The organism is Nocardia noduli (assembly GCF_019038455.1).
GTDB classification, from domain to species: Bacteria; Actinomycetota; Actinomycetes; order Mycobacteriales; family Mycobacteriaceae; genus Nocardia; species Nocardia noduli.
Genome location: NZ_JAFMPL010000100.1, coordinates 1 through 24,594, shown reverse-complemented (window position 1 = coordinate 24,594; position 24,594 = coordinate 1). Strand labels below are relative to the sequence as shown.

The following is a 24,594-nucleotide window of genomic DNA, read 5'->3' as shown; positions in this document are numbered from 1 at the left end:
GGTATCCGGCCCGCGCACTAGTGTGGGCGCGTGTACGACTACTGCGTGATCGGCGGCGGAATCATCGGTGTGGCGACAGCGCGGACGCTGCTGCGACGCCATCCCGGCGCGTCACTGGTGCTGGTGGAGAAGGCGACCTCGCTCGCCGCGCACCAGACCGGGCACAACAGCGGGGTGATCCATTCCGGGATCTACTACGAGCCCGGCAGCCTGAAAGCGCGCCTGTGTGTGCGCGGCGCGCAGTGGACCAAGGATTACGCCGCCGCGCGGGGAATTCCGTTCGACGTGTGCGGGAAACTGCTCGTCGCCACCGACGCGGACGAGCACCGCAGAATGCTCGCCCTGTACGAACGCTCGGTCACCAACGGGGTCGAGGTGGAATTGCTCGACACCGCGGAATTGACGCGCAGGGAACCGCGGGTATCCGGTGTCGGCGCGCTGTTCGTGCCAGGTACCGGCATCATCGATTACACCCGGGTGACCACCGCGCTCGCCGCGGAGGTGACGGCCGACGGCGGCGAGATCGTCCTCGGCGCGCAGATCACCGCGTTGAGCGAATCGGATGATTCGGTGACCGCCTCCGGTCCGAGCGGGAACTGGCGGGCGCGAACGCTGGTCGTCTGCGCGGGTCTACAGGCTGATCGAATGGCCGCGCTGGCCGGGCTGCGCACGGATTTCCGGATCGTGCCGTTCCGCGGCGAGTACTACCGCCTGCCCGCGCGACGGGCCGACCTGGTGCGCACGCTGATCTATCCGGTGCCCGATCCGAATCTGCCGTTCCTCGGCGTGCATTTGAGTCCGACCATCGACGGCGAGCTGACAGTGGGACCGAATGCCGTTCTCGGACTGTCGCGGGAGGGATACCGCAAGGGCAGTGTCGATCTGCGCGACGCGCGCGAAGCACTCGGTTTTCCCGGACTGCGAAAACTGGCCCGCGCCCATTTCCGCACGGGGGCACGCGAATTGCGCAACTCCCTGTTCAAGCGCGGATATCTCGCCGAATGCCGCAAGTACTGCCCGGAATTGACGATGGCCGACCTGTTGCCGCGCGAGGCGGGCATCCGCGCGCAGGCGGTGCTGCCCGACGGCACCCTGGTGCACGATTTCCTGATCGAACGCACCCCGCGGTCGGTGCACGTACTCAACGCGCCGTCACCGGCGGCGACATCGGCGATGCCGATCGCGGAGTACGTCGTCGACCGGATCACGGGAGCGGCCGAATAGCGGGCGACGCCCATCGATACGCGGTACCGGCGCGTACCCGGCGAGGCCGTCGACCAAGCAACCGCCCGGTCGCAATCTGGAAATCCATCGCACCGAATCGTGCCCAACCCCTGCAATAAAGAGGAGAGCTGTAGTACTTTTGTCGACAGCCGTGAATCCCGGCGGCGGGCTGTCAGGAGAGCGCTCGCGCGGCCACGAGGGACGAACGTCGCTAGTCAGGCAGGGAGGGCCGATGGGCCACATCAAGTACGCGAGTGACGTCGGCGCACCCGTCGAAGTGGCGTTCAGCTACACCGACAACCACCTGTTCGTTCCGGACTGGATGTTCGGCGTCGCCGAATTCGAACCGGCAGGCGATGTCGACCAGGGCCTCGGCGCGGTCTACGACACCGCGGCCAAGGTCGCGCTCTGGCATCCCAGGACGGCGTGCGAGATCACCGAGTACCGCCGCAATGTCGTGATCGGCTACACGCTGCGCGGGCGCCTGTCGGGCACCCTGACGCTGCGCTTCGATCCGCTCGGCTACGGACGGTCGGTGCTCACCTCCGAAGCGGAGTACGCTCCACCGCGTGGAGTCCTCGGCCGCCTGTGCTCGGGGCTGGTCGACTCCGCCGTCAGGAAGGCGCTACGACGCACGGAGTCGCAATTGCGTAGGGAAATCGAGGAATTCCACGGTACCGATCTTGTCGGTCGGATTGCGTAAGGTGCCATCCATGATCATCGTGAGCACCGACGGATCCTGCCTCCGAAACCCGGGCGGCGCCATCGGCTGGGCTTGGGTCAATCATCAGGGGTCTTCGCGCAGCGGCGGGGCCCCCACCGGAACCAATCAGATCGCGGAACTACGCGCGGTCCACGAGGCGATCATCGCCCACCCCGGCCCTGAACCGCTCTTCATCGAGAGCGATTCGCTCTACGCGATCAAATGCGCGTCGGAGTGGATCTCGGGCTGGCGGATGAACGGCTGGCGCACCTCGACGGGGGCGCCGGTCAAGAATGTCGAGATCATCAAGGATATCGATCGGGCCATCGCGGGTCGCCCCGGTCCGGTTCGCTTCCGTTGGGTGCGCGGTCACGTCGGCAACTACTTCAACGAGAAAGCCGACGCGCTCGCGGGCGAGGCCGCGCGTGAGGCGGCGGCGTCGGCCGCGGTGGGTGAGGCGAGCACCGTCGAGATGCCTGCCGTCACCCTGGCGGAAACCGTCGCAACACTGGAAAAGACCACCGGGCCGCGGGCCTCGGGGAAGGCGGTCGCGCCTTCGGCTCCTCAAAGTCTGACGCTGTTCTGAGGAGGCGGCGCGTCCGCGAGGTAAGACCGCCCGAAGTCCTCCGGTGGTGGGTTTCGACCCCACCGCCGGAGGCTTTTCGGCAGGTCAGTTACCCGGTGCGGGTGCCGGAGCCGGGGTTGCTCCCGGCGCGGCGGGGGCGGTTCCGCCCGGCAGTCCGGTACCGGTGTCCCGCAGCATCGGCGAATCGAGTTTGCTGACCTTCCAGTCACCGTTCTCGTTGCGCAGATCCGCGATCACCACGACGTACTGCCGGTCCGGCGTCGTCTGGCTGAAGTTGACGCGGAACTGGGTCAGCGTCACGAGCACCTTGGCCGAGTCGGTGTCGCCCGACTGGTAGCCGCACTGCACGTCGTCGGTCCAGGACTTCACCTGCGCCTGCACCATGGCGTCGTTGAGCGCCTTGCTCGCGTCGTCGAACTCCTTCAGGAAGTCGCCCGTCGCGTTCGCCTTGACGTTGGTGAAGTAGCGGTCGAGATCCTTGGAATAGTCGTAGGTCGAGACACTGTTGCCGAACGCGCACGCGGCGTGGGTGGCCTCGTCCACGGCGGCGAGTTCGTCCCCGCGCTTCTGGGCCTGCAGGAAGAACACCACGACCGCGGTGATCGCCGCGACCAGCAGGATGCCCGCGACGAACGCGGTGATGATCGGCGCGAGGCCCGAGCCCGATTTCGGTGCGGATTCGGCGGCCGGCGCGGGAGCGGGAGCCGCCGCGGTGGTCTCCGCCGGTGTCTCCGTCGTCGCCTTCGCCAGATCCGGCTTCGCCGTCGTCGCTGCGGTCTCGGCCTTGCCCTCGGTCACCGGATTCTCGGTGCTCGAAGCATCTGCGGCCCTGTCAGCCTTGTCGGTGTTGTTGTCGGCGGTGTCGGCGTCGTCGGTGGACATCGATAAATCCTGCACTTTCCCGGCGCGCGCACGCGCCGATTCGGCCGATCGGCCCGAACGGGCCGATCGTGGGCGGTCTACCGGCGAGTATGCCCCGGCCGGCGGGGAGACCACCGGACGGGGGTGATGCTCACCGCGTCGGCGGAATGGTCCGCTCGTTCGGATCCACACCGGGCGGCATCTGCGCGCCGTTGTTGGGCACATTCGGTCGCGGCGCGTTGGCCGCGCCGCGGATCTGCTGGCCGGGCGGCGGGTTCACACAGTAGTTCCACTTGGGAATCGTGTCGTCCTGCACGATCTCGTTCGGCATCTGCTGGGTGGCGTAATTGCAGGTCGGACGCGGCCAGATATCGAGGATGGTGTGGAATTCGTTGTCGTGCGCGGGCACACCGAGCGCACCGAGTCCCGCCGCGAGCGAGGGGAACAGCGCGCGCAGCGCCGGGGTGCGCAACTGCGCGGCCTTGGTGATGGCGGCGAAGTTGGTGAGCAGACTCGTCATCGGATCGCTCGTCTTGTCCAGCACCGCACCGAGACTCGCCAGTTGCCCCGGCGACTGTTCCAGAACCGCCCGCAATTCGGCGTCGGCGTTGTTGAACTGCTCGAACAGCACACCCGAATTCCTGGTCAGGATCGCGAGATCGGGCTGCGCGTAGGAGGTGGTGTTCGCGATGACGCGCAGGTTGCCGATCAGATTGGTGGTCTGCGGCAGCAGCGCATCCAGACCGGCCGCGGCCAGGCTGATGCCGTTGATCATGCCGCGCAACTGATCCGGGCCACCGCTGAGCGCGATATCGAGTTCGGACAGGATGGTGCTGAACTTGTCCGGGTCGACCTGCGCGATCAGGGCGCTGGTGTTGTCGAGCACCGACCAGATCGGGGTCGGTGTCTTGATCTTCTCCGGATCGAAGGCGATCACCGCTCCGTCGTTCAGGTACGGAGCACCGTCACTGGCGGGCCGGAAATCGATGTACTGCTCGCCCGCGCCGGACAGCGCCTGCACCGAGATCACCGAGTCGACCGGAATCCGGTAATCGGATTCGATCTCGGCCTCCGCCGCGATGGCCTGGCCGCGATCGGTCAGCTTGATCGAGTTCACCTTGCCGACGCGGTAGCCGCGCAGCGTCACGTCGTTACCCGGTTGCAGACCGCCGGAACGATCCAGGCTCACCGTCACGGTGTAGTGCCCCTGAAACGGATTCACCCGCATGATGTTGACCACCAGGTACGAGGCGCCGAGCAACAGCACCAACACCAACCCGGCGTTGGACAGGAAGATCTTGCTGCGCAGTATGTTCCCCACTCGGCTCATCGGTGTCCTCCCTGCACCCGGCCCTGCACGATCTGCAGGACCTGGATGAAGCTGCCGACGAAATCGTCGAGATCCTTCAGATCCGGGAATTTGCTGTTCGCGGGATCGGTCAGCAGACCGACATCGAGATTGGTCAGCGTCGCGTAGACGGCCAGGCTCTTACCCCTGAAGCTCGCGTCGACCTTCGGCCTGATCTCGTGCAACTGGTCGAGCGCGAAGCCGAAGCGGTCGCCGGTGTCGGCCAGCGCCTGCATCAGGCTGCCCAGGTTGTCGAGAAGACTGGCCAGCTGATCCGACGAGGTGTTGGCGTAGTCGCCGAGCGCCGCACTGGTCGTGGCGATCTTGGCGAGCAACTGGGCGAGGGCCTGATTGTTCTCGGCCACCGCGCCGATCATCTGCGGCAGTGTGTCGGCGACCTGGCCCAGTTCGTCGCGCCTGGACTCGATGGTCGTCGCCAGCGCGCTGAAACCGCCGAGCACGGCGTCGATCTTCGCGCTGTTCTCGTTCAGACTGCCGACGACGCCGGTCATCTCGGTGATCAGGTGAGCCAGTTGTGGACCGCGACCGCCGACGATGGAATCCAGTTCGGAGCCGAGCCTGCTGAGGCTGGCTATACCGCCGCCGTTGAACAGCATGGACACCGAGATCAGCAGCTCCTCGACCGTAGCGCCCGCCGAGGTCTGGTCCAGCGTGAGGGTGTCGCCGTTCTTCAGCAGCGCGGCACCGGATCCGGTCTTCGGCTTGTCGATGGCGACGAAGACGTCGCCCAGCGGTGTCGCCTGGCGCAGCTCGGCGGTGGTGCCCTCCGGCAGCTCGATATCGGTGCGGATATCCATATCCACGACCGCCTGGAAATTCTTGGTCGCGATATTCGTCACGACGCCGACATCGGAACCGCCGATCTTGACCTTGGCCTGATCGGGCAGATTCAGCGCGTTCTCAAACACCGCGTGCAGCGTGTAGGTGTCGCCGGACTGGCCCGGTTTGGGCAGCGGCAATTCCTCGACGGTCAATCCGCACCCCGTGGTGACACCGACTCCCACCACGGCGGCGACGGCGACCACGGCCCTGCGCGCCTTCATCATTCGATCGGTCATTTCGTCAGTCCAAGCAATGCGGCGGTGAGTCCGTAGTCCGGTCCGAAATCCTGCATATTGCCGGTTCGGCAGCCGTCGGATCGCATTTGGATCCGCTGACAGAAAACGCTGACGATCTCACCACTGAGCGCGGTGCCGATGAGACCGTGCAGCCGGATGAATCCGGCTTCCTTGTTCATCGAACGGTCGATGCTCTGCAACAACATCGGCGTCACATCGACGATTTCGGTCAGACCGTACGCGTTGTCACGCAATTGATTTGTCACATTCGTCAAACCGGTGAGCGTGCCCGACAGCTGATCCTGATACTGGTCGAATACCGAACTGGTATTGGCCAGGAAGTCGTTCATCTGCTGCAACGTGGCCTGCAGACCCGGCGCCTGTTCGGCGAGCAGGCCGGTCATCTGGGTGACCTGATTGCTGAAACCGCGCACCGACTCGTCGTTCTCGGCGAGCATCGTGGTGAGTTCGTTCAACTTCACGATGATGTTGGAGATCGCGTCCTTGTTGTCGACGCCGATCTTCAGCGCACCCGAGAGCGCGTTGAGGGTGTCGCGCATCTTCACGCCCTGGCCGTCGAGCATCGGGTACAGCACCCGGCCCGAGAGCGGGCCGATACCTTCCTGGCCCGGCTGCGGTTTGAGCGCGGCGGCGAACTGGTCGATCGTCTTGATCATCGTGTCCAGTTCGACCGGCGTCCTGGTGCGCTTCAGGGGCAGATGTTCACCGTCGGACAGCCTCTCGCCCTCGGTGTACACCGGGGTCAGCTCGATGTGGCGGTCGGTGACGATCGACGGCGACACGATCGCGGCGATCGCGTCCTTGGGGATCTTCACGTCGCCGTCGATCGACATGTGCACCTCGATGAAAGTGCCCTTGGGCACGATCTTGTCGACCTTGCCCACGTCGAGTCCGAGCACCGTGATCGGATTGCCCTCGTACATGCCCGCGATGTTCTCGAAATCCGCGGTGATGCGCATCGAGTTGCCGAGCGCGTCGTTGACCGATCCGGGCAGGATCGAGCAGCTGCCGATGGCGAGCGCGGTCGCACCGACGACCACCGACCGGCGTAAGGCTTTGGCGTCGAATCGCTTTCGCATTGTCATCCTTGGCACCCCTCGATCACCTGGACGAAGCACAACCAGTTGTCCGGGAACAGCCACGGCAGCGCGACCTCGCCGTAATTGCCGTTGCCGAAGGCATTGGACAGGTAGCGCACCGACGGCGGAACGATCGACAACAACCGGTCCAGATTCTCTTTGTTCTTCTGCAGGCCCTCGGCCATGACGTTGAGCTGATCGATGGTCGGACCCAGTTGGGCGTCGTTCTGGGCGCCGATGTCCTGCAACTGCTTGGTCAGCGTCGCGATGTTGTCGAGCAGTCGGCGCAGCAGATCCTGGCGTTCCATCACCCGGCTCGCGATGGCCTCACCCTGGGTGATGATCAACAGCACGCTGTTGCGGTTGTCGGCCAGCAGCTGGGTGACCTTGTCCAGATCCTTGAGCAGGCTGTCGACCTCGGTCTTGCGAGAATCCATCACCTTGGCCAGCGCGCCGACACTGTCGAGCGCCTGCGCGACCAGCTGCGGGGAATCACCGAACTGCTGGTTGACCAGGTTGAGGGATTCGGCCAGCTTCTGGGTGTCGAGTTCCTCGAATTTCGGGGTGCCGATCTGCACCACGTCGGCGAGGTTGTACGGAACGGTGGTATTGGACACCGGAATCCGCTTGTCGCGCAGCCCGGAACCGTCACCTGGCTCCAGGTCGACATAGCGCGCGCCGAGCAGCGTCGCCATCTTGATCGAGGCCGTGGCGTCCGGACCGAATTTCAGGCTCTTGTCGACGTTCAACGTCAACAGGACGTGGCTGCCCTCCAGTTCGGCGCCGACCACCGTGCCCACCGGAACACCGGAGACATCGACCTTGTCACCGACCTTGATACCCGCCGCCTGCACGAATTCGACCTTCACCGACTGGTCGCCGACGCCGAGCATCTTGAACACGCTGGATATCAGCAGCATGACGACGACGAGAACGGTGCCGATCACGCCGAGCCAGAAGTAGCGGGCGGATTCGAACCGCGCCTTGAGTTTCGTCATCATGGGCGGCACACCGCCGAGTGGGTGGTGCCACCGATCTGGTTGAACAAGCCGCGCGGGAACAACACTCCGTACAACGAGACATCGAGGCTACAGATGTAGGCGTTGGCGTAGGTGCCCTCCGAGGTGAAGCTGCCTGCGTTACCGAGGATCGCGGGCAGGTCGATCGCCGCCTGATCGAGCTGCGGGCCGGTGGCGATCAGCAGCGTGAGCGCCGCCGTCGTCGAATCCTGCGCGGTCCGGAGTTTGGGCTGGATCTTGCCGACCATGTCGACCAGCGAATCCGTCGCGTCCGCGATCTGCACCGTCGACTGCTGCAGGGACTGGCCCTGCTCGTACAGTCCGCCGATCAGCGACCGGGTTTGGGTCACCAGGGTCTCCAACTCGTCACCTCGTTTGGCCAACCCCGCCATGACTCCGGAGAGGTTGGTGATCACATCGGTCAGGATGGTGTCGCGGCGCTGGAAATCCGTCGCCAGCGTCGCGGCCTGGGTGATGAAGGCGCTCAGCGAGACCCCGTCACCCTGCAATGCCTGGATGAATGTCTCCGACAGGCGGTTCACCTGCTCGGGTTGCAGAACCTGGAACAGCGGCTGGAAACCGTTGAGCAGGGCCGACACGTCGAACGACGGTTCGGTGCGCTCCAGCGGAATCGCGGCGTTGTTCTTCAGCGGCGCCGGATTCGCGGCCTTGCCGGGAGCCAGCGCGACGTAGCGCTGGCCGATCAGGTTCTGGTAGCGGACCAGCGCCTTGGTGTCGTCGTAGAGGGTCTGATCGCTCTGGACGATGAAGGTCACCTTGGCGTCGTTACCGCCGTCGAGCTCGATCTTCTCGATCTTGCCGACGCGGACGCCCGCCATCCTGACGTCGTCGCCCTGGCGCAGCCCGAGTACATCGGTGAAGGTCGCCGAGTAGGTCTTGGTATCCCCCGACACGACGCGCGCCAGGGTGTTCCAGACGACAACGGTCACCAGGATCGAGACCAGCGCGAAGATACTGAAGCCGATCAGCGGTTTGCGAATGCTCATCGGCCGCCTCCACTTTCGGTCACTTGCAGGATTCCGTTCTTCATGATCGGGCTCAGCAGCAGGTATTCGGTGGTCGTCGGCTTCCGGCCGAGCAACTGCGTGATCGCGGCGTCACCACGGTAGGAGATCGGAGCGGCAGCGGGCTTGGTCTGCGCCCGAGCCGGATCGCTCGCCGCCGCGGGCTGTTGCGGCGCGGGCTGCTGCGCGGCCGGTTGGGGTCCGCCGAAGATCGGCGGCAGTTCCGGAACCAGACCTTCCAGCGGCGTTCCCGCGAACGGTTTCGGTGTGCCGCCCTCGGTCCCGGTCGGCAACGGCACCGCGGACGTGGTCAGGCCGGGCAGTACCGGCAGGCCGGGCATCGGAACCAGTGGCGGCAGGCCTGCCGCCGAGTCGAGCGCGCGCGGTTGCAGCGATTGCGGCATCGGCGGGATCTCGACGGCGGCGGGCGCGTTGAAGCAACTCGGTCCGGCCAGTTCGCCGTAGCGCGGGCAATTCTCGACGGTGTTGGGCTGGTACGGCGTGAACGAGATACCGAGGTTCCACACCATCTGCTTCTGCGGTCCCCAGTGGAAGACCGTGTTCAGCTTCGCCGCCGAATCACCGAGGTTGACGATCGCCGCGGTGATAGCCGCCGGATCGGCGGCCAGCGCGCCGAAGGTGTCGCTGGTTCCCGCGGTGACCTGCTTGCCCACATCGGGATTACGGGCGAACAGGGCGTTGACGGTGTCGACGGTGCTGCTCGCGCCGGTGATCAGCGAGACCAGTTCGGCCCGGCGATCGGCGATGGTGCGCGCGGTCTGCACCGAACTGCCGAGCACGTCGACCAGTTCCGGCGCGGACTGGTTCAGCGCCCGGAACGACGAGGAGAAGTCGCCGAGCATGACGCCGAGATCCGGAATGGATTCGTCGACGGCCAGCAGCCACCGGTCGAACCGCTCGATGGTCGAACCGGGCATCCGGCCGCTGCCGTCCAGCGCCTGCGACAGGGTGCCCAGGACTCGGCCGAACTGGACCGGGTCGATCTTGTCGAGCACATTGCGCACGGCGGTCAGGGTGTCCTGCAGGGCGATGGTGCCCTGGCTGCGGTCCTCCTCGATCACCGCGCCCTCTTCGAGGTACTGGTCGGCCGGTCCGTTGAACACCAGTTCCACCGAGGTGACGGCGAACAGGTTGCTCGGCACCACCCGCGCGGTGACATTGGCAGGGATGCCTTCGGCGAATTCGGGCTTCAGCTCGATCTGGACCTTCTGCATCTCGCCCTTGTCGGCGATCTCCACCTCGTCGACCGCACCGACCAGCACACCGCGGAATTTGACGTCGGCCTGGGAGGGCAGTCCGTCACCGGTGGTGGTGAGGTTGGCGACGACATTGACCTTCGGCACGAAATAGCCCTGGTAGCGGGCGTAGAGGAAGCCGAAGACCAGGGTGAGGACGACGAGTCCCGCCGCTCCGGCGATCAGCAACTGACGCATGGTGGGCCCACGCCCACTTGGATCAAGAATCATCTCGCCTTATCCCGAGATCCGGATGCCGGGGTTGACTCCCCAGATCGCCAACGTCATGAACAGGTCCGCGAAGACGACCAGGATGATGCACATCTTGATCGCCCGGCCCGCCGCGACACCGACACCTTCCGGGCCGCCCGAGGCGAAGAACCCGTAGTAGCACTGGATGAAGGTGGTGATCGCGACGAACAGGATCGCCTTGAGCAGCGAATACAGCACGTCGGTAGGTACGAGGAATTGGTAGAAGTAGTGCATGTAGGTGCCGCTGGCGGTGCCGCCGATCGCCTGCACGGTGACCGAGCAGGAGATGTAGGCGACGGCCAGGCCGAGGCAGTACAGCGGGATGATGGCGACGATCGCCGCGAACATCCTGGTGCTGACCAGGTAGGGCAGCGGCCGGATGGCGATCGATTCCAGCGCGTCGATCTCCTCGGAGATGCGCATGGCGCCGAGTTGCGCGGTGAACCGGCAGCCCGCCTGCACGGCGAAGGCCAGTGCCGCGAGCAGTGGGCCGAGTTCACGGGTCGTCGCGAAGGCGGAGATGGCGCCGGTGATCGGACTCAGGCCGAGCAGGTTCAACGAGGTGTGGCCCTGGATGCCGACGGTCATACCGCCGAACGCGCTCAGGATCACGACGACGCCGATCGTGCCGCCGCCGACGACGAGATTGCCGTTGCCCCAGGTGACGTCGGAGAGCAGCCGCCACACTTCCTTGGGGTACTGCCGCAGTGCCAGCGGGATCGAACCGAGCGAACGCAGGAAGAAGAAGACCTGGTGGCCGAGGCGGGCCAGCATGTCCACAGGGGCGTTGGCGGTGCGCTTGAGCGCGTTCAGGGGCCGCAGCAGCGGCGGAACATAGGTTGATGACACCGGCTCAGACCACCTGTGGGGGGAAGAGTGCGTTGTAGACCTGAGTGATGATCAGGTTCACACCGAACAGCATGATCGCGGAACTGACCACCGCGGAGTTCACCGAGTTGGCGACACCGCCGGGACCGCCTCGGGTGTTGAGCCCGGTATCGCAGGCGATGATGGCGGCCAGCAGGCCGAAGATCAGCGACTTCACCAGCGCGACGGCCAGGTCACGGGTGACCGCGAAGGACGAGAAGGTTCCGACGTAGGAGCCCGGGGTACCGCCCTGGGCGAAGATATTGAAGATGTAGCCGGTGAGGAAGCCGACGAAGACGACGAATCCGCAGAGCAGGACACTGACGAGCATCGCGGCGCCGAGCCGGGGGGCGACCAGCCTGCGCATCGGATCGACGCCCATCACCTTCATGGCGTCGATCTCCTCGCGGATGGTGCGGGAGCCGAGGTCGGCGCAGATGGCCGAGCCGACCGCGCCCGCGATCATCAGCGAGGTGACCAGCGGGGCGCCCTGCTGGATGATGCCGAGTCCGTTGGCCGCGCCGATGAACGAGGTCGCGCCGACCTGACCGGCGACGGCGCCGACCTGGATCGAGACGATCACACCGATCGGAATCGCGACGAGCAGTGTCGGAGCGGCTGCCACGTTGGACATGAACGCGCACTGACGGATGAATTCTTTGAATGGGAAGCGTCCACGGAAGATCGCGACGAACAGTTCGATCACTGCGGCGAATCCCATGGTGATCTGTCTGCCGAAGGTCTCCAATGAACGCTTCGGATGGTCCTGCCAGTACGCCCTCGTCCAATCGACCGCGTCACCGATCCGTGACCCTGTTGGTGGACTCTTGGTCGACTGCACTGGCTAACCCCTCTCGACGCCGGTTGGATGCCCCGACGACTTGTTTGCTTGACGCACCTTACTACGTAGTAAGCCGGAGCACAGCATCCCTCTGTGATTGGAGTCATAGATAGTTGTCACATTGCCGTTATGTCTATGACATACGCCACGAGGACTGGGTCAGCGCCCAAATTTCGATGGTCGGACTCTGGCACAAGTGACAGATCAGCAACGCCGATCACAGGTCCGGCGACACTTTACGAGGCAAATAACTCGGAATACATTCATCTAAAAATCGACTGTTTTCCTACCACAATGAATCGGTACAAAATTGTGTCCGACACACAAAAACATAACCGTGTCCATGTGACTTCGATAGAAGTTCGCTATCACCGAAATTTGAGACGTTCCCGCCGGGCTGTCGAGAACGTCGTTCCGGTTCCCACGCCGTGCGCTGCCGGACTATGAGACGCGCCCGAGACCGAATACTGACACGATGGGTGCGACAGATTGATATCGTGCGGACTTCCGACATCTGGAGGGACATGTTCAGGAAACTCGCCAAGGCGGCCAACGCCGTCTTCGCCGTAGCCCTTGGTGCGGCACTGCTGGGTGCGGGCACAGCGGACGCCGCGGGGCCGCCGGTGATCGGCGGTGGATCCGGCATCATCATCGACAACCAGTACGAATGCACGGTCACCACCGTGGGCTACGACGGCGCGGGCAGGCTGGTCGGTCTCACGGCGGGACATTGCGGTGACGAGGGAGCCCAGGTCTACGCCGAGGCCGATCCCGGCGCGGGTCAGATCGGACGTTTCGTCTACTCCAACCACGAACTCGACTACGCCGTCATCCAGTTCACGCCCGGCGCCATCACGCCGGTGAACCGGATCGGCAACGTCAGCATCACCGGGATCGGCGGACCCGCCCAGTTCCCGAACATCGTCTGCAAGGAAGGCCGGACCACCGGCAACACCTGCGGCATCGCCTGGGGCGACATCTTCGGTACGAATATCGAGACGTGGAGCCAGATGTGCGTGGTCGAAGGTGATTCCGGCGCCCCGGTCGTCGTGGGCACCACCCTGGTCGGAATGGTGAACGCCTACCTGGCCATCGCCTGCTTCGGTCCCGAGGTCGGCACCAACATGAGCACGATCGTCGGCGATATCAACGCCCGAGGCGGTGTCGGAGCGGGTTTCCGCCCCATCTAGTCACGACGCGGCAGGACTTCGACGAGCGGGCGCGGACGCGCCCGCTCGTTCACGTCCGCCCGGCCGGGGCCACCGCGGGCCCGGCCACCGCGCACTGCGGCAGACAATCGACACGGTCCAGTGTGGGAGCACCGCGAGCGGGCCGCAACAGCAGCCCGGCCAGTAGCGCACCCGCGAGCAGCAGCCCGGCGCAGATCCACATCGCGACCTCGAATCCCCGGTCGAACGCGCCCGGATCCGACAGCGATCCGGAGATACCCGCGAGCCCGGGCAAGGCGGCCACCGCGAGCAACTGCGCGGTCCTGGCCACCGCGTTGTTCACCCCGGAGGCGATACCGGCCTCACCGGAGGGGACCGCACCGAGCACCGCACCGGTCAGCGGGGCGACCAGAACCGACAGACCGAGCCCGAAGACCACGACACCGGGCAGCACATCGCGGACGTAGACGGTGTCGGACCCGATCCGCATCAGCAGCACCAGACCGGCGGCCGCGAGTATCGGACCCGCCGTCATCGGCAGCCGGGGACCGTGCATCTGCGCCCATCGTCCGGCGGGTGCGGAGAGCAACAGCATGATGATCGTCATCGGGACGGTCGACACCCCCGACATCAGCGGTGAGAAACCCGCCACCAACTGCAATTCCAGTACCAGCAGGAAGAACACGCCGCCGAGCGCGGCGTAGACGGCGAAGGTGACCAGATTCGCCACGGTGAACACGCGCGAGGAGAACAGCCTCGGCGGCACCAGGGGGTGGTCGCTGCGGATCTCGATGGTCACGAAGACGGCGAGCAGCACCGCGCCCGCGAGGATCAGCAGCGGCCTCACGTCGATGAGGCCGAAGGTCAGTGTGCCGAGCGCCAGCGCGACCACCAGCGCGCCGGGCAGGTCCAAACGGGTGGACGCCGCCGGATCGCGGCTTTCCGGCACGTGACGTAACGCGACGAGCACGACGACCGCGACCAGGGGGACGTTGATGAAGAAGATGGACTGCCAGCCGGCCACATCGATGAGCCAGCCACCGAGGAAGGGGCCGAACGCGCCCGCGACACCGCCGAATCCGGACCAGAGCCCGATCGCGGCGCCCTGATCCCTGTCGTCGATCGACGAGGAGATCAGCGCCAGGCTGCCCGGTGTCAGCATGGCGCCCGCGACACCTTGCAGGACCCGGGCCGCCACCAGCATCTCGATACTCGAGGCGATCCCGCACAGCACCGAGGCGAGCGCGAAACCGACGGCGCCCCAGACGAACACCCTGCGCCTGCCGAGCCGGTCACCGAGCGAGCCACCGAGCAGGATGAAGGAGGCCAGCGTCAGGGTGTAACCGTTGAGCGTCCATTGCAGTCCCGCGACGTCGGTATCGAGGGATTCACCGATCCGGGGCAGCGCGATATTGACGACGGTCGCGTCGAGCGAGGCCACCGACGATCCGAGGATCGTGGCCAGCAGTATCCAGCGGCCCTTCGCCGAGCCGAGCCTCGGTAACTCCGTGGCGGTGCTCACCGCTCCAAACTAGCCCCGCCCGGCGCAGTGTCCAGCCGAGCGGGGGCCGACCGGTCGATCGAGAGCCTAGAGTTCCTCGACGCAGACCACGAACTGCCGTTCCTCGTAGGTGAAACCCGTGCCGGTGCTGCACGCGCCCGCGTCGGAAGCGCCCTGCTGGATGTTCACGACGCGAACGGCCTGCGTCGCGCGTTCACTGCAATCGATGCGCTTGGGATCGTCGCCGCCGACATCCATGCAGCCACCGACGACCCAGTCGATATCCAGGCACAACGCGCCCTGCTGCACGCCGTTGAGCGTTTCGGCGTAGTAGTTGTCGCGGTCGCCCACACAGGCCGTACTGGTCGGGGCCTTGCCGATGACCTTGTAGTTCGCCGACCGGCTTCCGCAGGACGCCTTGGAGATGGTGGCGTGGCTCTGGGTGCCGCCGAGGGTGACGCAGTCGCCGACACTGGCTTCGAAATCGGTATTGCCGCCGCGGGTGGTCGTCGTCGGACGTCCCGAGGTGGGCCTGCTCGACGAGCGGGGAGACGAGGTCTTCGGGGTACTGGTCGTCACCGCGTCGACGGTGCCGCCATCGATCGCGGGTTGCGCGGTTCCATCGATGGTGGAACTACAGCCGACGACGAGCGCCAGCGCGGCCACCGCGGTGCACACCCCGACGACGACACGACCTATGAGCATATGACGAGACACGAAACAGTCCTCCCGAGCTGCAACGCTCCGAACTCAACGCCCCCGTCAGAATCCGAAGTTCGACTACCTTGCTTGAAATATCACGCCATGCATACACCATCGTTAACACGGGCGTCGAGTCGACGCGGACGGCTGGCCGCTCTACCTGCGTGATCGCCTATCCAGCTACCTGTCCGATTAGGGTGTGGAGACCTGCCGGGAAAGGGGTTGTCATGAGGCTGATCTGCGCGATCTTCTGCGCGACCGCGGCGGTCGGCACCTCCTTCTGGCTGCCGTCCGTCGCCTCCGCAACCGATGTGCACTGCACCGCCGACAGCGATACCGACATCACCCGGGTGGACGGCCGCACGGCCTGCCGCGCCGCCAGCGGCACCGAAGGCCGGTCCCATTCGGCCGGATTCGACGGAGTCGGCTACGCCAACGCCACATCCGGCGCCGTCGCCGTCGGACTGGGCGCCGCGGGCGGGGTCGGGGCGAGCGAAGGGGTCGGCGGCGTCCCCATCGCGATCGGGCTCGGACCCGACGCGATCGCACTGACCTCGCTGGCCGACGTCGAAGGCCGCCCGCCCGCGGGCGTGGGGCTGTCGATCGCCATGGATGGTTCGCGCGCGCAGGTCAGCTCGACGGAGGACACGGTGGTGTGCCTCGGATCGTCGGCGCTCGCGTGGAACGGCGCCACCGGCGCGGGCTGTCTGGCCACCCCGCTCGGCGTCGTCCGGTCGACCCCGCCAGACCGCGCGGACCCGAAAACGGCACAGGAACAACCACTTCCGCCGGAGTAGACAGCGCGGGCACGCGGCGATCGAACCGATGGCCGCGCCCGAACGTAGGTACGGGTATGGAAGTGGCCCTATCCTCCGCGCCGAGAACACCCCGGTTGGCCGCCGTGCACGCGCTGGCGGCGGGTATCGATTTCGACAGGTACTTCCGCTGGCGGCGGTCCAGGGAAGGCGATCCGTTCTACGTGGTGTTCCCCGGTGTGGGCGCGGCGTTGTTCACCGGGACGCCCGACGGCGCGCGCGAGGTGTTCCGCGCGCCCGTCGACCTGCTGGAACCACCCCGACCCAATCCGATCGAACCACTCGTCGGCGCCGCGTCGCTGATCCTGACGGCGGGGGAGCGGCACCGCCGCGACCGGACGCTGCTCGCGACCGCGTTCCACCGGGGCCGGATCCGCGCGTACGGGGAACTGGTCCGGGATGCCGTGGTCGACGAGATATCCGGCGACGCAGCGGGTTCGGCGGCGTGGCGGCCCGGCGCGACCGTCGACGCGCGCGCGGCGGCCCGCGCCGTCACTCTACGGGTGATACTCGGGGTGGTCTTCGGCACCGATGACGCCGAGCGGCACGCGCACTACACCGCCGCGGTCTCGGAATTCCTCGACGCGTACTCCGGCCCGCTGCTGCTGATCCCCGCGCTGCGACACGGAGCCTTCGGCGCGACACCGTGGGACCGGTTCCGCGCGGCGCGCGAGCGGGTCGACCGGCTCATCCGGGCGGATATCGCGCGACGGCGCGCGGCGGGACGGCCCGGTGGCACCGATATCCTCGCCGGTTTGCTGAATGCCCGCGACGAGGACGGCGAAGCGCTCACCGACGACGATCTGTGCGACCAATTGCGCACCCTGGTGGTGGCGGGCCACGAGACCACGGCGACCAGCGTGGTGTGGGCTCTCTATCACCTGCACCGCGCACCGCGAGTGCTCGCCCGACTGCGCGCCGAGGTGCTCGAAGCCGGGACCGATGCCGATCCGACGACACTGGCGACGCTGCCCTACCTGGACGCGGTATGCCAGGAGACACTGCGGCTGCATCCGACGGTGCCGATCGTGCTGCGCCGGGTCAGCGCCCCGTTCACCCTGCGCGGTGTCACCCTGACGGCGGGCGGGGTGATGGGCGTGGCGCTACCGCTACTGCACTCCGAACCCACGGTATGGCCTGATCCGGAACGTTTCCATCCCGAACGCTTCCTCGAACGCGGGTTCGGTCCGTTCGAATACGCGCCGTTCGGCGGCGGGCATCGACGCTGCGTCGGCGCGGCGCTCGCCGAGTACGAGATGCGGATCGTGCTCGCGACGATTCTGTCCCGCGTCCGGCTCGCGCTCACAGCCCGACATCGCACCGGACGGACCCCGCTGTCGGTCCCGCACAACATCGCGACGGGCCCGCGGCGCGCCATCCGGTTCGTCGTCTTGCCATGATTTACGTCACGAAGTGTTTGAGATCCGCGAAAAACGGACCGACCGCAGGTTTCACAGCGGCCACGCGCTTCACACAGCTAGCGGGATATTTCCCGGGTACACCGGCCATGGGGGACCGGTGTGTCCGACGACACAGGCGATAGCCATACCGAATCAGTCCGTTCCGACGACGGATGCATGTCATGTGGGGACGGTATGAAGGGACGTGGGTCGGGTTCGTCATCCCCGCGGTGTCGGCGCGTGAGCGCAGGGGCACCGCACGTCAAAAACAGTGGTCGCTATCCCAGGCTCCACGCCGATGAGTATCCCCAGCGCGTTTCGACATGCTCGGGAGCAGGAAATGGACGAGTAACGTATGCAAGCCGCTTTCTACAACAGGATCCTGCCGTCTTCCGCACGGAAAGGCCGGCGTCCACGCCGGATCGGTCGGGGAATCCTATTGTCGGCGGCGATCGCGGCGGCCGGTGCCTTGATCGTCGTTCCCGCTCAAGCCCAGCCGACGCTGCCCGGTGTCGGATCGTTCGGTATCACCGATCCGGTGCCGCCGCAGGCCGATTTCGCGCCGCCGTCGATCAATATCGCCGACGGCGAGACCGTCGGTGTCGCGCAGCCGATCGTCATCAACTTCAAGGACCCGATCGCCGACCGGGCCGCGGCCGAGAAGGCCATCAGGATCACCTCCTCCAAGCCCGCGCCGGGCGAGTTCTACTGGCGCAGCAATCAGCAGGTGCGCTGGAAGCCCCTCGGGTTCTGGCCGGACAACACCGATGTGCGGGTGGAGGCGGGCGGCACGGCCAGCTCCTTCCGTATCGGTGACGCGCTGGTCAGCACCGCCGACGACAGCACCCACACCATCACCGTCACGCGTAACGGCGAGGTGGTGATGGAAATGCCGACCTCGATGGGCAAGCCCAAGCACGAGACCCCGAACGGCACCTACTACGTCGGCGAACAGCTGCCGAAGATGGTGATGGATTCGTCCACCTACGGCGTCCCGGTCACCGATCCCGAGGGCTACAAACTCGATGTCGAGTACGCCACCAGGATCTCGAGCAGTGGCATCTTCGTGCACGCCGCCCCGTGGTCGGTCGCGCAGCAGGGTGTGTCGAACGCCAGCCACGGCTGCCTGAACGTCAGCACCGAGAACGCGCGCTGGTTCATGGAGAACACGCACAAGGGCGATCCGGTGATCGTCGTCAACACCTCCGGCGGCACCCTCAGCACCGCGGACAATATGGGCGACTGGAACTGACGGTCCCCACCCGTTCCACCGAAACCCGCGGCCGACGTGATCGGCCGCGGGTTTCGCGTTCTCCGGACCTACGACTCGTCCGGGCCGGGCGATCGCGGTAGTCGGCCCGCGGCGCGCAGACCCGAGATGGTGTCGGCGATGACCTCTCCCGGACCGCGATAGCGCAGGCCCAGGTCACGTTCGCTCGCGCTGTCGTCAGATTCCGGCATCCGGGTGTAGTACTGCATCGCGGCTTCGGTGAGCGGGCTGGAGAAGGGGATCAGGCGAGCGAGCGCGTCGGAGGTGCGGCCGAGCAGCCGAAGGGCGGCGTCCGGCACCGGGACGGCGCGCGTGGTCCGGCCGGTGACCTCGGAGAAGAGCGCGGCGAGTTCGGTCACGCCGACGCGATGGCCACCGCACAGGTAGCGGCGCGGACCCAGACCCGGCACCAGGGCCGCCGCGTGCAGCGCGGCGACGTCACGGACGTCGACGATGGTCCATCCCGCGTGCCTGCCCGGGAGCAGCCGCAGCCGGACGGCGACCTCGACACCGTCGGCGCCCTCGCCGAACCGAGTACCGGCGGGTGGGCCGAGCACCATGCCGGGATAGCTGACGACCACCGGCGCGCCCGCGTCCTGCAATCCCCGCGCGTACAGCTCCACCTGGGCCTTCGAACGCCCGTAGGCATCGGAACCGCCGACGACCGGCAGCTCGGCCGACACCGTCGTGGCACCCGGCTGGAACAGGACGGTGAAACTCGAGACGTGCACGATCGGGTCGAGACCGAGTTCGGCCGCGATCCCGAGCACATGTGTCGCGCCGACCGTGTTCGTGGTGAGCATCTCGCGCGCGCGTCGGCGGTCGGTCGCCACGACGGCCGCGCAGTGCACGACCGCGTCGCATCCGAGCAGGGCCCGGCGCACCGAATCGGCGTCGGTGATATCGCCGACCACGCGGTCGGCGATATCGACGCCGAGTGCGGCGGGTGCGGTGAGCCGCGACGGATCCCTGACCAGGAACCGCACCCGATGCCCGGCGTCGGCGACGGCCTTCGCCGTCCACGCGCCGAGGAAACCCGTTCCGCCCGTCACCAGCACACGCACGTGCCGATGGTAGGTGCTCACGGTTCGGGTTCCCGCCGGAACTACCGAACTACCAGATCTTCACGCGCTGCTCGGGCTCCAGGTACAGCGTGTCACCCGGACGCACCTCGAAGGCCTCGTGGAAGCTGTCGATATTGCGGACCACCGCGTTGCACCGGAATTCCGGCGGCGAATGCGGATCGACGGCGAGCCGCCGGATGGCCTCTTCGCTACGCGCCTTGGTGCGCCAGACCTGAGCCCAGCCGTAGAACACCCGCTGCAATCCGGTGAGTCCGTCGATCGCGGGTGCTTCGGTTCCGTTCAGCGAGATCCGGTACGCCTCGAGGGCGATGGAGAGTCCACCGAGATCGCCGATGTTCTCGCCGATGGTGAATTCGCCGTTGACGGTGTGCTCGTCGGGCAGTTCCTTGGGCGAGAGCACGTCGTACTGTTCGATCAAAGCCTTGGTGCGCTTGCCGAATTCGGCGCGATCGTCGTCGGTCCACCAGTCGACCATGTTGCCGTCGCCGTCGTATTTGGCGCCCTGGTCGTCGAATCCGTGACCGATCTCGTGGCCGATGACAGCGCCGATACCGCCGTAGTTGGCCGCGTCGTCGGCGTTCATGTCGAAGAACGGCGGTTGCAGGATAGCGGCGGGGAAGACGATCTCGTTCATGCCGGGGTTGTAATAGGCGTTGACCGTCTGCGGGGTCATGAACCATTCGTCACGGTCGACCGGCCCGCCCAGTTTGTTCAGGTCACGGTCGTGTTCGGCGATATATCCGCTGCGGTAGTTGCCGACGAGATCGGCCGGGTCGACGGTGACGGCCGAGTAGTCGCGCCAGCGATCGGGGTAGCCGATCTTGGGGGTGAACTTCTCGAGTTTGGCCAGCGCGGCCTTGCGGGTGTCGGGGCCCATCCATTCCAGATCGGCGATATTGCGCCGGTACGCCTCCTGGAGATTGGCGACCAACTCGACCATCCGGGCCTTCGCCTCGGGCGGGAAATGCTGCGCCACATACAGTTTGCCGACGGATTCGCCGAGCAGATCCTGCACCAGCGAGACGCCGCGCTTCCACCGCTCGCGGTTCTCCTGCGCGCCGGTGAGGGTGCGACCGTAGAAGTCGAAATTCTCCTCGACCACCGCGTCGGTGAGATACGGTGCGCGCGAACGCAGTACGCGCCACGCGGCCCAGGCCTGCCAATCCGCCAGTGATTCCGACGACCAAGCCCGCACGAAGGCGCTCACGTAATCGGGCTGACGCACAACCAGTTCGGCGAAGAGATCGGGGCCCGAGTGGTCGACGCTCTCGGCCAGCGCCTCGGTCCAGGCGGTCCAGTCGAATTCGGGATGTTCGGCGGTCAGCGCGGCGAAAGTCATCAGGTTGTAACTGCGTTCGGCGTCGCGGCGGCGCACGACATCCCAGTGCCCTGCGGCCAACTTCTTCTCGAGTTCGAAGATCCGGTGCCCCACGGTATCCAGATCGGCGGGCAGCAGGGCCGCGATCCTCGGATCGGCCGCGGCCAGGGCGAACACGCGCCCGATATGCGCGATGTACTTGTCCCGGATCTCGGCGAATTCGTCCTGACGGTAGTAGGACTCGTCGGGCAGGCCGATGCCGGATTGGGTGGCGTGCAGCAGGTAGCGGTTGGAGTTCTTGTCGTCGGTGTCGACGTAGAAGCCGAGCGCACCGCCGATCCCGGTCCGTTGCAAACGGCCGAGCAGCGCCGCGAGACCACCGCGATCGACGACCTCGCGCACCGCGGCGAGTTCGGACGAGATCGGCCCGAAGCCCGCTGCCGCGACGGCCTCGGTATCCATGAAGCTGGAATACAGGTCACCGATCTTGCGCGCGTCGGTGCCGGGGGCGGCCCGCTCGGCGGCGGCGTTCTGGATGATTCGCTGCACGTCCAGTTCCGCCTGGTCGTAGAGCGTGCGGAAGGCTCCGTCGACGGCGCGGTCGGCGGGGATCGTGTAATCATCCAGCCATTTGCCGTTGACATGCGCGAACAGATCGTCCTGCACCCGGACTGCGTCGTCGAGGTAGGACAGATCGATACCGGAGGGACTGCTCAGCTCGGAAGTCACGTCAACCAGTATGCCCAGAACGCGGCTTCGCGCGGCAGTGCCGAGTTCGGTGGTGTGCCCCGGCCGCGGTCGCGGCCGGGGGAGACGGACAGGTCAGGCGGGGAGAACGACGCGGTCGAATTCCCCGTCACGGACGCCCGCGATGAAGGCGTTCCATTCCTCGGGTGTGTAGGTGAGGGTGATTTCTCCGTGACGCAACGACGTGGCGCCGTCCGACGTGGTCAGGGCGGTCAGCGCGGTCGGCCCTTCGGCCGAGCCACCGCTCGCGAGCACGGTGAGGAACGAGGTCCATTCGGTCGCGGTCACGGTGATGATCGGCTCGTCGCATAGGAGTGCGGCCGGGTCTCTGCGGTACTTACTGTCACGGACCGACACCACGTCACCGACGAATCGAACCTCGACACATTGGTTGCCGTTGTTAGACCTGCTCGACGTGAACCAGTCGGAAATACAAACCGACCGGAACGTAGCGGTGGTTGCCATGCGGCAGATTTTACACTCGAGAGTACGACCTGATGACCGCCAGTGAATCCGCACGACTCAACGACTGTTCACGCGCGCGAACATAGGCGAATGCCAGGTCACGCACCAGATCCGGATCATCGACCGCGCCGCCGAACACCGCGCTCTCCGCCCACCCGAAGGTCGGCAGCTGTTCTCCGGCAAAGTCGAGCAAATGAAAACTCGAACCGCCGAGAATCGCGCCCGCGGTGGCGGCGAAGGGGATGACCCTGATCTCGATACTGTCGGAGTCCTCGCTGAGCGCGACCAGGTGTTCGAGCTGGGCCCGCAACACCTTGGGACCGCCGGTCTGCTGAAGCAGGGTGCCCTCGCCGACGACCGCCGTCAGCTCGACCCGCTCCGGACCGCGTAGTCGCGCCTGCCTGCGCATTCTGATCGTCACCAGCTGTTCCACCTGCACCGGCCGGATCATGACGTCGGCGCTGATGAGCGCGCGCGCGTAATCCTCGGTCTGTAGCAGGCCCGGCACGATGAGACTGTCGTAGCTGCGGATGCTCTGCGCCCCGTACTCCATGCCGTAGAGCCGCTGGAGTTCGGGACCGATCAGCGCCGATGACTTCGCCCACCACCCGCGTTGTTTGCTGGAGGCCAGTAAAGCCAGCAATTCCTCGCGTTCCTCGGCGTCGACTTCGAGTATTTCGAGCACCGGACCGATCGTGTTGGTGGTGAGGACGCGACGGCCCTTCTCCACGTGGGACCAGTTGGCCGCGGTGAATCCGATCTGCTTCGCGAAGGTCGCCGAGTCGAATCCGCGCTGTTCTCGCAGCTCACGTAGCCGCAGTACCAACTCCCAGCGCGCGACGGTAGGCGAGACGGGTGCCATGACCAGTGATGCTACGCGCTGTCGATTCGCCCGCGTGTGACTATTGTCAATCCAGTTGCACACAGCTACTGTCTGGAGTTAGCGGCCGATTCACCCGTCACGTTCGATTCGAGACGAGGTTTGCCAATGATCGAGAGCAGTGATCGTCTTTCCCGCACGGTCACGCCTGTCCGACCGTCGCGTGCGGCGGTCGAGGAATACACCACGATCCAGGACGCGTTCGCGCGCTGTCGCCTATATCGCAAGGAGCATCGGCTCTACGGCGTGGTCGACGCGTCGCTCGGTCGCATCATGCTGGAGGTGGGCGCGGTCGGCGCGGTCGTCATGCCCGCCTCGCTCGGTGCGCACGTCCGCGACTCGATGGCCTCCGGCGGCGATCCGGTCGGCCCGATCATCTCGCACCCGCGTTCGGACCGGTGGACCTTCCTCACCGGCCCGACCGACAACTCCTACCTGGACATGGCCCTGTTCTCGGACCTGTTCCGGGTCTGCGCCTCGGTCGCGCACCCGGGCAGCACGATCGTGCTGCCCTCACCGGCCGACGAACGCGGGGGATATCGGTGCTGGATCTCCGCGCCGCAGTACGACTATCGGCCCGGGCTCGCCGAAGTGGTATCCGCGACCCGGGCCTGCGGGGCTCGCGCTTCTAGGGTGTCGGCTGCGGAGTGAGCGTGATGCTGAACCTGTCCTCGACGTCCTGCTGCCACTCGCGCTCGCAGTCGTCGATCTTGGACTGATCGTTGCCCGCGTTGTTGACGCAGTCGAGGAAGTCCTTGCCGCCGGAATCGACGAACAGACTCCAGCCGACGATCGTGATGACCGTCGACGCGATGAGCGCGAGAATGCCGAGTACCAGGCCCGCCACCGCGAAACCGGTGCCGCCACCGGTACCTCGGCGCACCTTGACCAGGGCGATGATGCCGAAGATCACCGCGAAGACTCCGAAGAGGAATCCGCCGACCACGACGAGTAGACCGATGATCGCGAGAATGCCGAGGACGAGGGCGGTCACCGCCATCCCCTTGCCCTTCGGGGGTTCCTGCCAGTACTGACCGCCCGGCGGCGGATACTGGCCGGGCGGGGGCGGGGGATATTGACC

The 24,594-nt window shown here is 66.1% G+C and carries 24 protein-coding genes; 8 read left to right on the top strand and 16 right to left on the bottom strand.

The window, feature by feature from the left end; translation table 11 throughout:
* Positions 1–30: 30 nt before the first annotated feature.
* From lhgD to JZ792_RS33430, 3 genes are all read left to right on the top strand, one after another.
* Positions 31–1,224 carry an L-2-hydroxyglutarate dehydrogenase gene (lhgD, locus tag JZ792_RS33440; RefSeq protein ID WP_216916896.1) on the top strand — a complete coding sequence of 398 codons (1,194 nt, stop codon included), beginning with the start codon at positions 31–33 and terminating at the stop codon, positions 1,222–1,224.
* A 232-nt stretch (positions 1,225–1,456) separates the two neighbouring features.
* Positions 1,457–1,927 carry an SRPBCC family protein gene (locus JZ792_RS33435; RefSeq protein WP_216916895.1) on the top strand — a complete coding sequence of 157 codons (471 nt, stop codon included), beginning with the start codon at positions 1,457–1,459 and terminating at the stop codon, positions 1,925–1,927.
* 10 nt (positions 1,928–1,937) lie between these two features.
* The gene (locus tag JZ792_RS33430) at positions 1,938–2,513 is read left to right on the top strand and encodes a ribonuclease H family protein (RefSeq protein WP_216916894.1); all 576 of its coding nucleotides are present in this window, start codon (positions 1,938–1,940) and stop codon (positions 2,511–2,513) included.
* A gap of 84 nt (positions 2,514–2,597) precedes the next feature.
* Here JZ792_RS33430 and JZ792_RS33425 read toward each other — a convergent pair whose 3' ends face one another.
* From JZ792_RS33425 to JZ792_RS33385, 9 genes are all read right to left on the bottom strand, one after another.
* Positions 2,598–3,395 carry a hypothetical protein gene (locus JZ792_RS33425; protein WP_216916893.1) on the bottom strand — a complete coding sequence of 266 codons (798 nt, stop codon included), beginning with the start codon at positions 3,393–3,395 and terminating at the stop codon, positions 2,598–2,600.
* A gap of 130 nt (positions 3,396–3,525) precedes the next feature.
* Positions 3,526–4,704: an MlaD family protein gene (locus tag JZ792_RS33420; RefSeq protein WP_216916892.1), complete on the bottom strand. Its 1,179-nt coding sequence runs from the start codon at positions 4,702–4,704 to the stop codon at positions 3,526–3,528.
* Positions 4,701–5,801: an MCE family protein gene (locus JZ792_RS33415; RefSeq protein WP_216916891.1), complete on the bottom strand. Its 1,101-nt coding sequence runs from the start codon at positions 5,799–5,801 to the stop codon at positions 4,701–4,703. The genes JZ792_RS33420 and JZ792_RS33415 overlap by 4 nt, the downstream gene beginning before the upstream one ends.
* Positions 5,798–6,901 carry an MlaD family protein gene (locus JZ792_RS33410; RefSeq protein WP_438804419.1) on the bottom strand — a complete coding sequence of 368 codons (1,104 nt, stop codon included), beginning with the start codon at positions 6,899–6,901 and terminating at the stop codon, positions 5,798–5,800. The genes JZ792_RS33415 and JZ792_RS33410 overlap by 4 nt, the downstream gene beginning before the upstream one ends.
* A 2-nt stretch (positions 6,902–6,903) precedes the next feature.
* A complete protein-coding gene (locus JZ792_RS33405) occupies positions 6,904–7,899 on the bottom strand; it encodes an MCE family protein (protein ID WP_216916904.1) in 996 nt (331 codons plus the stop codon).
* A complete protein-coding gene (locus JZ792_RS33400; protein ID WP_216916889.1) occupies positions 7,899–8,927 on the bottom strand; it encodes an MCE family protein in 1,029 nt (342 codons plus the stop codon). Before JZ792_RS33400 ends, JZ792_RS33405 begins: the two co-directional genes overlap by 1 nt.
* A complete protein-coding gene (locus JZ792_RS33395) occupies positions 8,924–10,432 on the bottom strand; it encodes an MlaD family protein (protein WP_216916888.1) in 1,509 nt (502 codons plus the stop codon). Before JZ792_RS33395 ends, JZ792_RS33400 begins: the two co-directional genes overlap by 4 nt.
* A 6-nt stretch (positions 10,433–10,438) precedes the next feature.
* Positions 10,439–11,302, bottom strand: coding sequence for an MlaE family ABC transporter permease (locus JZ792_RS33390; RefSeq protein ID WP_216916887.1), 864 nt, complete (start codon positions 11,300–11,302; stop codon positions 10,439–10,441).
* A 4-nt stretch (positions 11,303–11,306) separates the two neighbouring features.
* A complete protein-coding gene (locus JZ792_RS33385) occupies positions 11,307–12,161 on the bottom strand; it encodes an MlaE family ABC transporter permease (RefSeq protein WP_216916886.1) in 855 nt (284 codons plus the stop codon).
* A gap of 524 nt (positions 12,162–12,685) precedes the next feature.
* On the opposite strand from JZ792_RS33385, the gene JZ792_RS33380 reads away from it, so the two are divergent.
* Positions 12,686–13,351 carry a chymotrypsin family serine protease gene (locus JZ792_RS33380; RefSeq protein WP_216916885.1) on the top strand — a complete coding sequence of 222 codons (666 nt, stop codon included), beginning with the start codon at positions 12,686–12,688 and terminating at the stop codon, positions 13,349–13,351.
* 49 nt (positions 13,352–13,400) lie between these two features.
* Here the strand turns inward: JZ792_RS33380 and JZ792_RS33375 are convergent, their stop codons facing one another.
* Both JZ792_RS33375 and lppU read right to left on the bottom strand, forming a co-directional pair.
* Positions 13,401–14,852, bottom strand: coding sequence for an MFS transporter (locus JZ792_RS33375; protein WP_216916884.1), 1,452 nt, complete (start codon positions 14,850–14,852; stop codon positions 13,401–13,403).
* Positions 14,853–14,918: 66 nt separating this feature from the next.
* Positions 14,919–15,548, bottom strand: coding sequence for an LppU family putative lipoprotein (gene lppU / locus JZ792_RS33370; protein WP_308165559.1), 630 nt, complete (start codon positions 15,546–15,548; stop codon positions 14,919–14,921).
* Positions 15,549–15,760: 212 nt separating this feature from the next.
* On the opposite strand from lppU, the gene JZ792_RS33365 reads away from it, so the two are divergent.
* From JZ792_RS33365 to JZ792_RS33355, 3 genes are all read left to right on the top strand, one after another.
* Positions 15,761–16,330 (top strand): DUF6764 family protein, encoded by a 570-nt coding sequence (locus tag JZ792_RS33365; protein WP_216916883.1) that lies wholly within the window; start codon positions 15,761–15,763, stop codon positions 16,328–16,330.
* Positions 16,331–16,386: 56 nt separating this feature from the next.
* On the top strand, positions 16,387–17,748 hold the full coding sequence (locus JZ792_RS33360) for a cytochrome P450 (RefSeq protein WP_216916882.1): 1,362 nt from the start codon (positions 16,387–16,389) through the stop codon (positions 17,746–17,748).
* 355 nt (positions 17,749–18,103) lie between these two features.
* Positions 18,104–19,000 (top strand): L,D-transpeptidase, encoded by an 897-nt coding sequence (locus tag JZ792_RS33355; protein WP_216916881.1) that lies wholly within the window; start codon positions 18,104–18,106, stop codon positions 18,998–19,000.
* A 68-nt stretch (positions 19,001–19,068) separates the two neighbouring features.
* Here JZ792_RS33355 and JZ792_RS33350 read toward each other — a convergent pair whose 3' ends face one another.
* From JZ792_RS33350 to JZ792_RS33335, 4 genes are all read right to left on the bottom strand, one after another.
* Positions 19,069–20,082: an NAD-dependent epimerase/dehydratase family protein gene (locus JZ792_RS33350; RefSeq protein ID WP_216916902.1), complete on the bottom strand. Its 1,014-nt coding sequence runs from the start codon at positions 20,080–20,082 to the stop codon at positions 19,069–19,071.
* A 49-nt stretch (positions 20,083–20,131) separates the two neighbouring features.
* A complete protein-coding gene (locus JZ792_RS33345; RefSeq protein ID WP_216916880.1) occupies positions 20,132–22,150 on the bottom strand; it encodes a M13 family metallopeptidase in 2,019 nt (672 codons plus the stop codon).
* A gap of 93 nt (positions 22,151–22,243) precedes the next feature.
* Complete coding sequence (locus JZ792_RS33340) at positions 22,244–22,633, bottom strand: DUF397 domain-containing protein (RefSeq protein WP_216916879.1); 390 nt, start codon at positions 22,631–22,633, stop codon at positions 22,244–22,246.
* 10 nt (positions 22,634–22,643) lie between these two features.
* The gene (locus JZ792_RS33335; protein ID WP_216916878.1) at positions 22,644–23,495 is read right to left on the bottom strand and encodes a Scr1 family TA system antitoxin-like transcriptional regulator; all 852 of its coding nucleotides are present in this window, start codon (positions 23,493–23,495) and stop codon (positions 22,644–22,646) included.
* A gap of 126 nt (positions 23,496–23,621) precedes the next feature.
* Here JZ792_RS33335 and JZ792_RS33330 point away from each other — a divergent pair, with 126 nt between their 5' ends.
* A complete protein-coding gene (locus JZ792_RS33330) occupies positions 23,622–24,164 on the top strand; it encodes a hypothetical protein (RefSeq protein ID WP_254190706.1) in 543 nt (180 codons plus the stop codon).
* Here the strand turns inward: JZ792_RS33330 and JZ792_RS33325 are convergent.
* The coding region (locus JZ792_RS33325; RefSeq protein ID WP_216916877.1) for a DUF4190 domain-containing protein at positions 24,142–24,594 on the bottom strand (453 nt) is incomplete at its 5' end. The two genes, JZ792_RS33330 and JZ792_RS33325, sit on opposite strands and share 23 nt — an antisense overlap.

What these genes read in the sequence shown, in the direction of transcription:
- JZ792_RS33435 (WP_216916895.1), top strand. Translation starts at nt 1,457, where the DNA reads ATGGGCCACATCAAGTACGCGAGTGACGTCGGCGCACCCGTCGAAGTG.
- JZ792_RS33430 (WP_216916894.1), top strand. Translation starts at nt 1,938, where the DNA reads ATGATCATCGTGAGCACCGACGGATCCTGCCTCCGAAACCCGGGCGGC.
- JZ792_RS33425 (WP_216916893.1), bottom strand. Translation starts at nt 3,395, where the DNA reads ATGTCCACCGACGACGCCGACACCGCCGACAACAACACCGACAAGGCT.
- JZ792_RS33420 (WP_216916892.1), bottom strand. Translation starts at nt 4,704, where the DNA reads ATGAGCCGAGTGGGGAACATACTGCGCAGCAAGATCTTCCTGTCCAAC.
- JZ792_RS33415 (WP_216916891.1), bottom strand. Translation starts at nt 5,801, where the DNA reads ATGACCGATCGAATGATGAAGGCGCGCAGGGCCGTGGTCGCCGTCGCC.
- JZ792_RS33410 (WP_438804419.1), bottom strand. Translation starts at nt 6,901, where the DNA reads ATGCGAAAGCGATTCGACGCCAAAGCCTTACGCCGGTCGGTGGTCGTC.
- JZ792_RS33405 (WP_216916904.1), bottom strand. Translation starts at nt 7,899, where the DNA reads ATGACGAAACTCAAGGCGCGGTTCGAATCCGCCCGCTACTTCTGGCTC.
- JZ792_RS33400 (WP_216916889.1), bottom strand. Translation starts at nt 8,927, where the DNA reads ATGAGCATTCGCAAACCGCTGATCGGCTTCAGTATCTTCGCGCTGGTC.
- JZ792_RS33395 (WP_216916888.1), bottom strand. Translation starts at nt 10,432, where the DNA reads ATGATTCTTGATCCAAGTGGGCGTGGGCCCACCATGCGTCAGTTGCTG.
- JZ792_RS33380 (WP_216916885.1), top strand. Translation starts at nt 12,686, where the DNA reads ATGTTCAGGAAACTCGCCAAGGCGGCCAACGCCGTCTTCGCCGTAGCC.
- JZ792_RS33365 (WP_216916883.1), top strand. Translation starts at nt 15,761, where the DNA reads ATGAGGCTGATCTGCGCGATCTTCTGCGCGACCGCGGCGGTCGGCACC.
- JZ792_RS33360 (WP_216916882.1), top strand. Translation starts at nt 16,387, where the DNA reads ATGGAAGTGGCCCTATCCTCCGCGCCGAGAACACCCCGGTTGGCCGCC.
- JZ792_RS33355 (WP_216916881.1), top strand. Translation starts at nt 18,104, where the DNA reads ATGCAAGCCGCTTTCTACAACAGGATCCTGCCGTCTTCCGCACGGAAA.
- JZ792_RS33340 (WP_216916879.1), bottom strand. Translation starts at nt 22,633, where the DNA reads ATGGCAACCACCGCTACGTTCCGGTCGGTTTGTATTTCCGACTGGTTC.
- JZ792_RS33335 (WP_216916878.1), bottom strand. Translation starts at nt 23,495, where the DNA reads ATGGCACCCGTCTCGCCTACCGTCGCGCGCTGGGAGTTGGTACTGCGG.
- JZ792_RS33330 (WP_254190706.1), top strand. Translation starts at nt 23,622, where the DNA reads ATGATCGAGAGCAGTGATCGTCTTTCCCGCACGGTCACGCCTGTCCGA.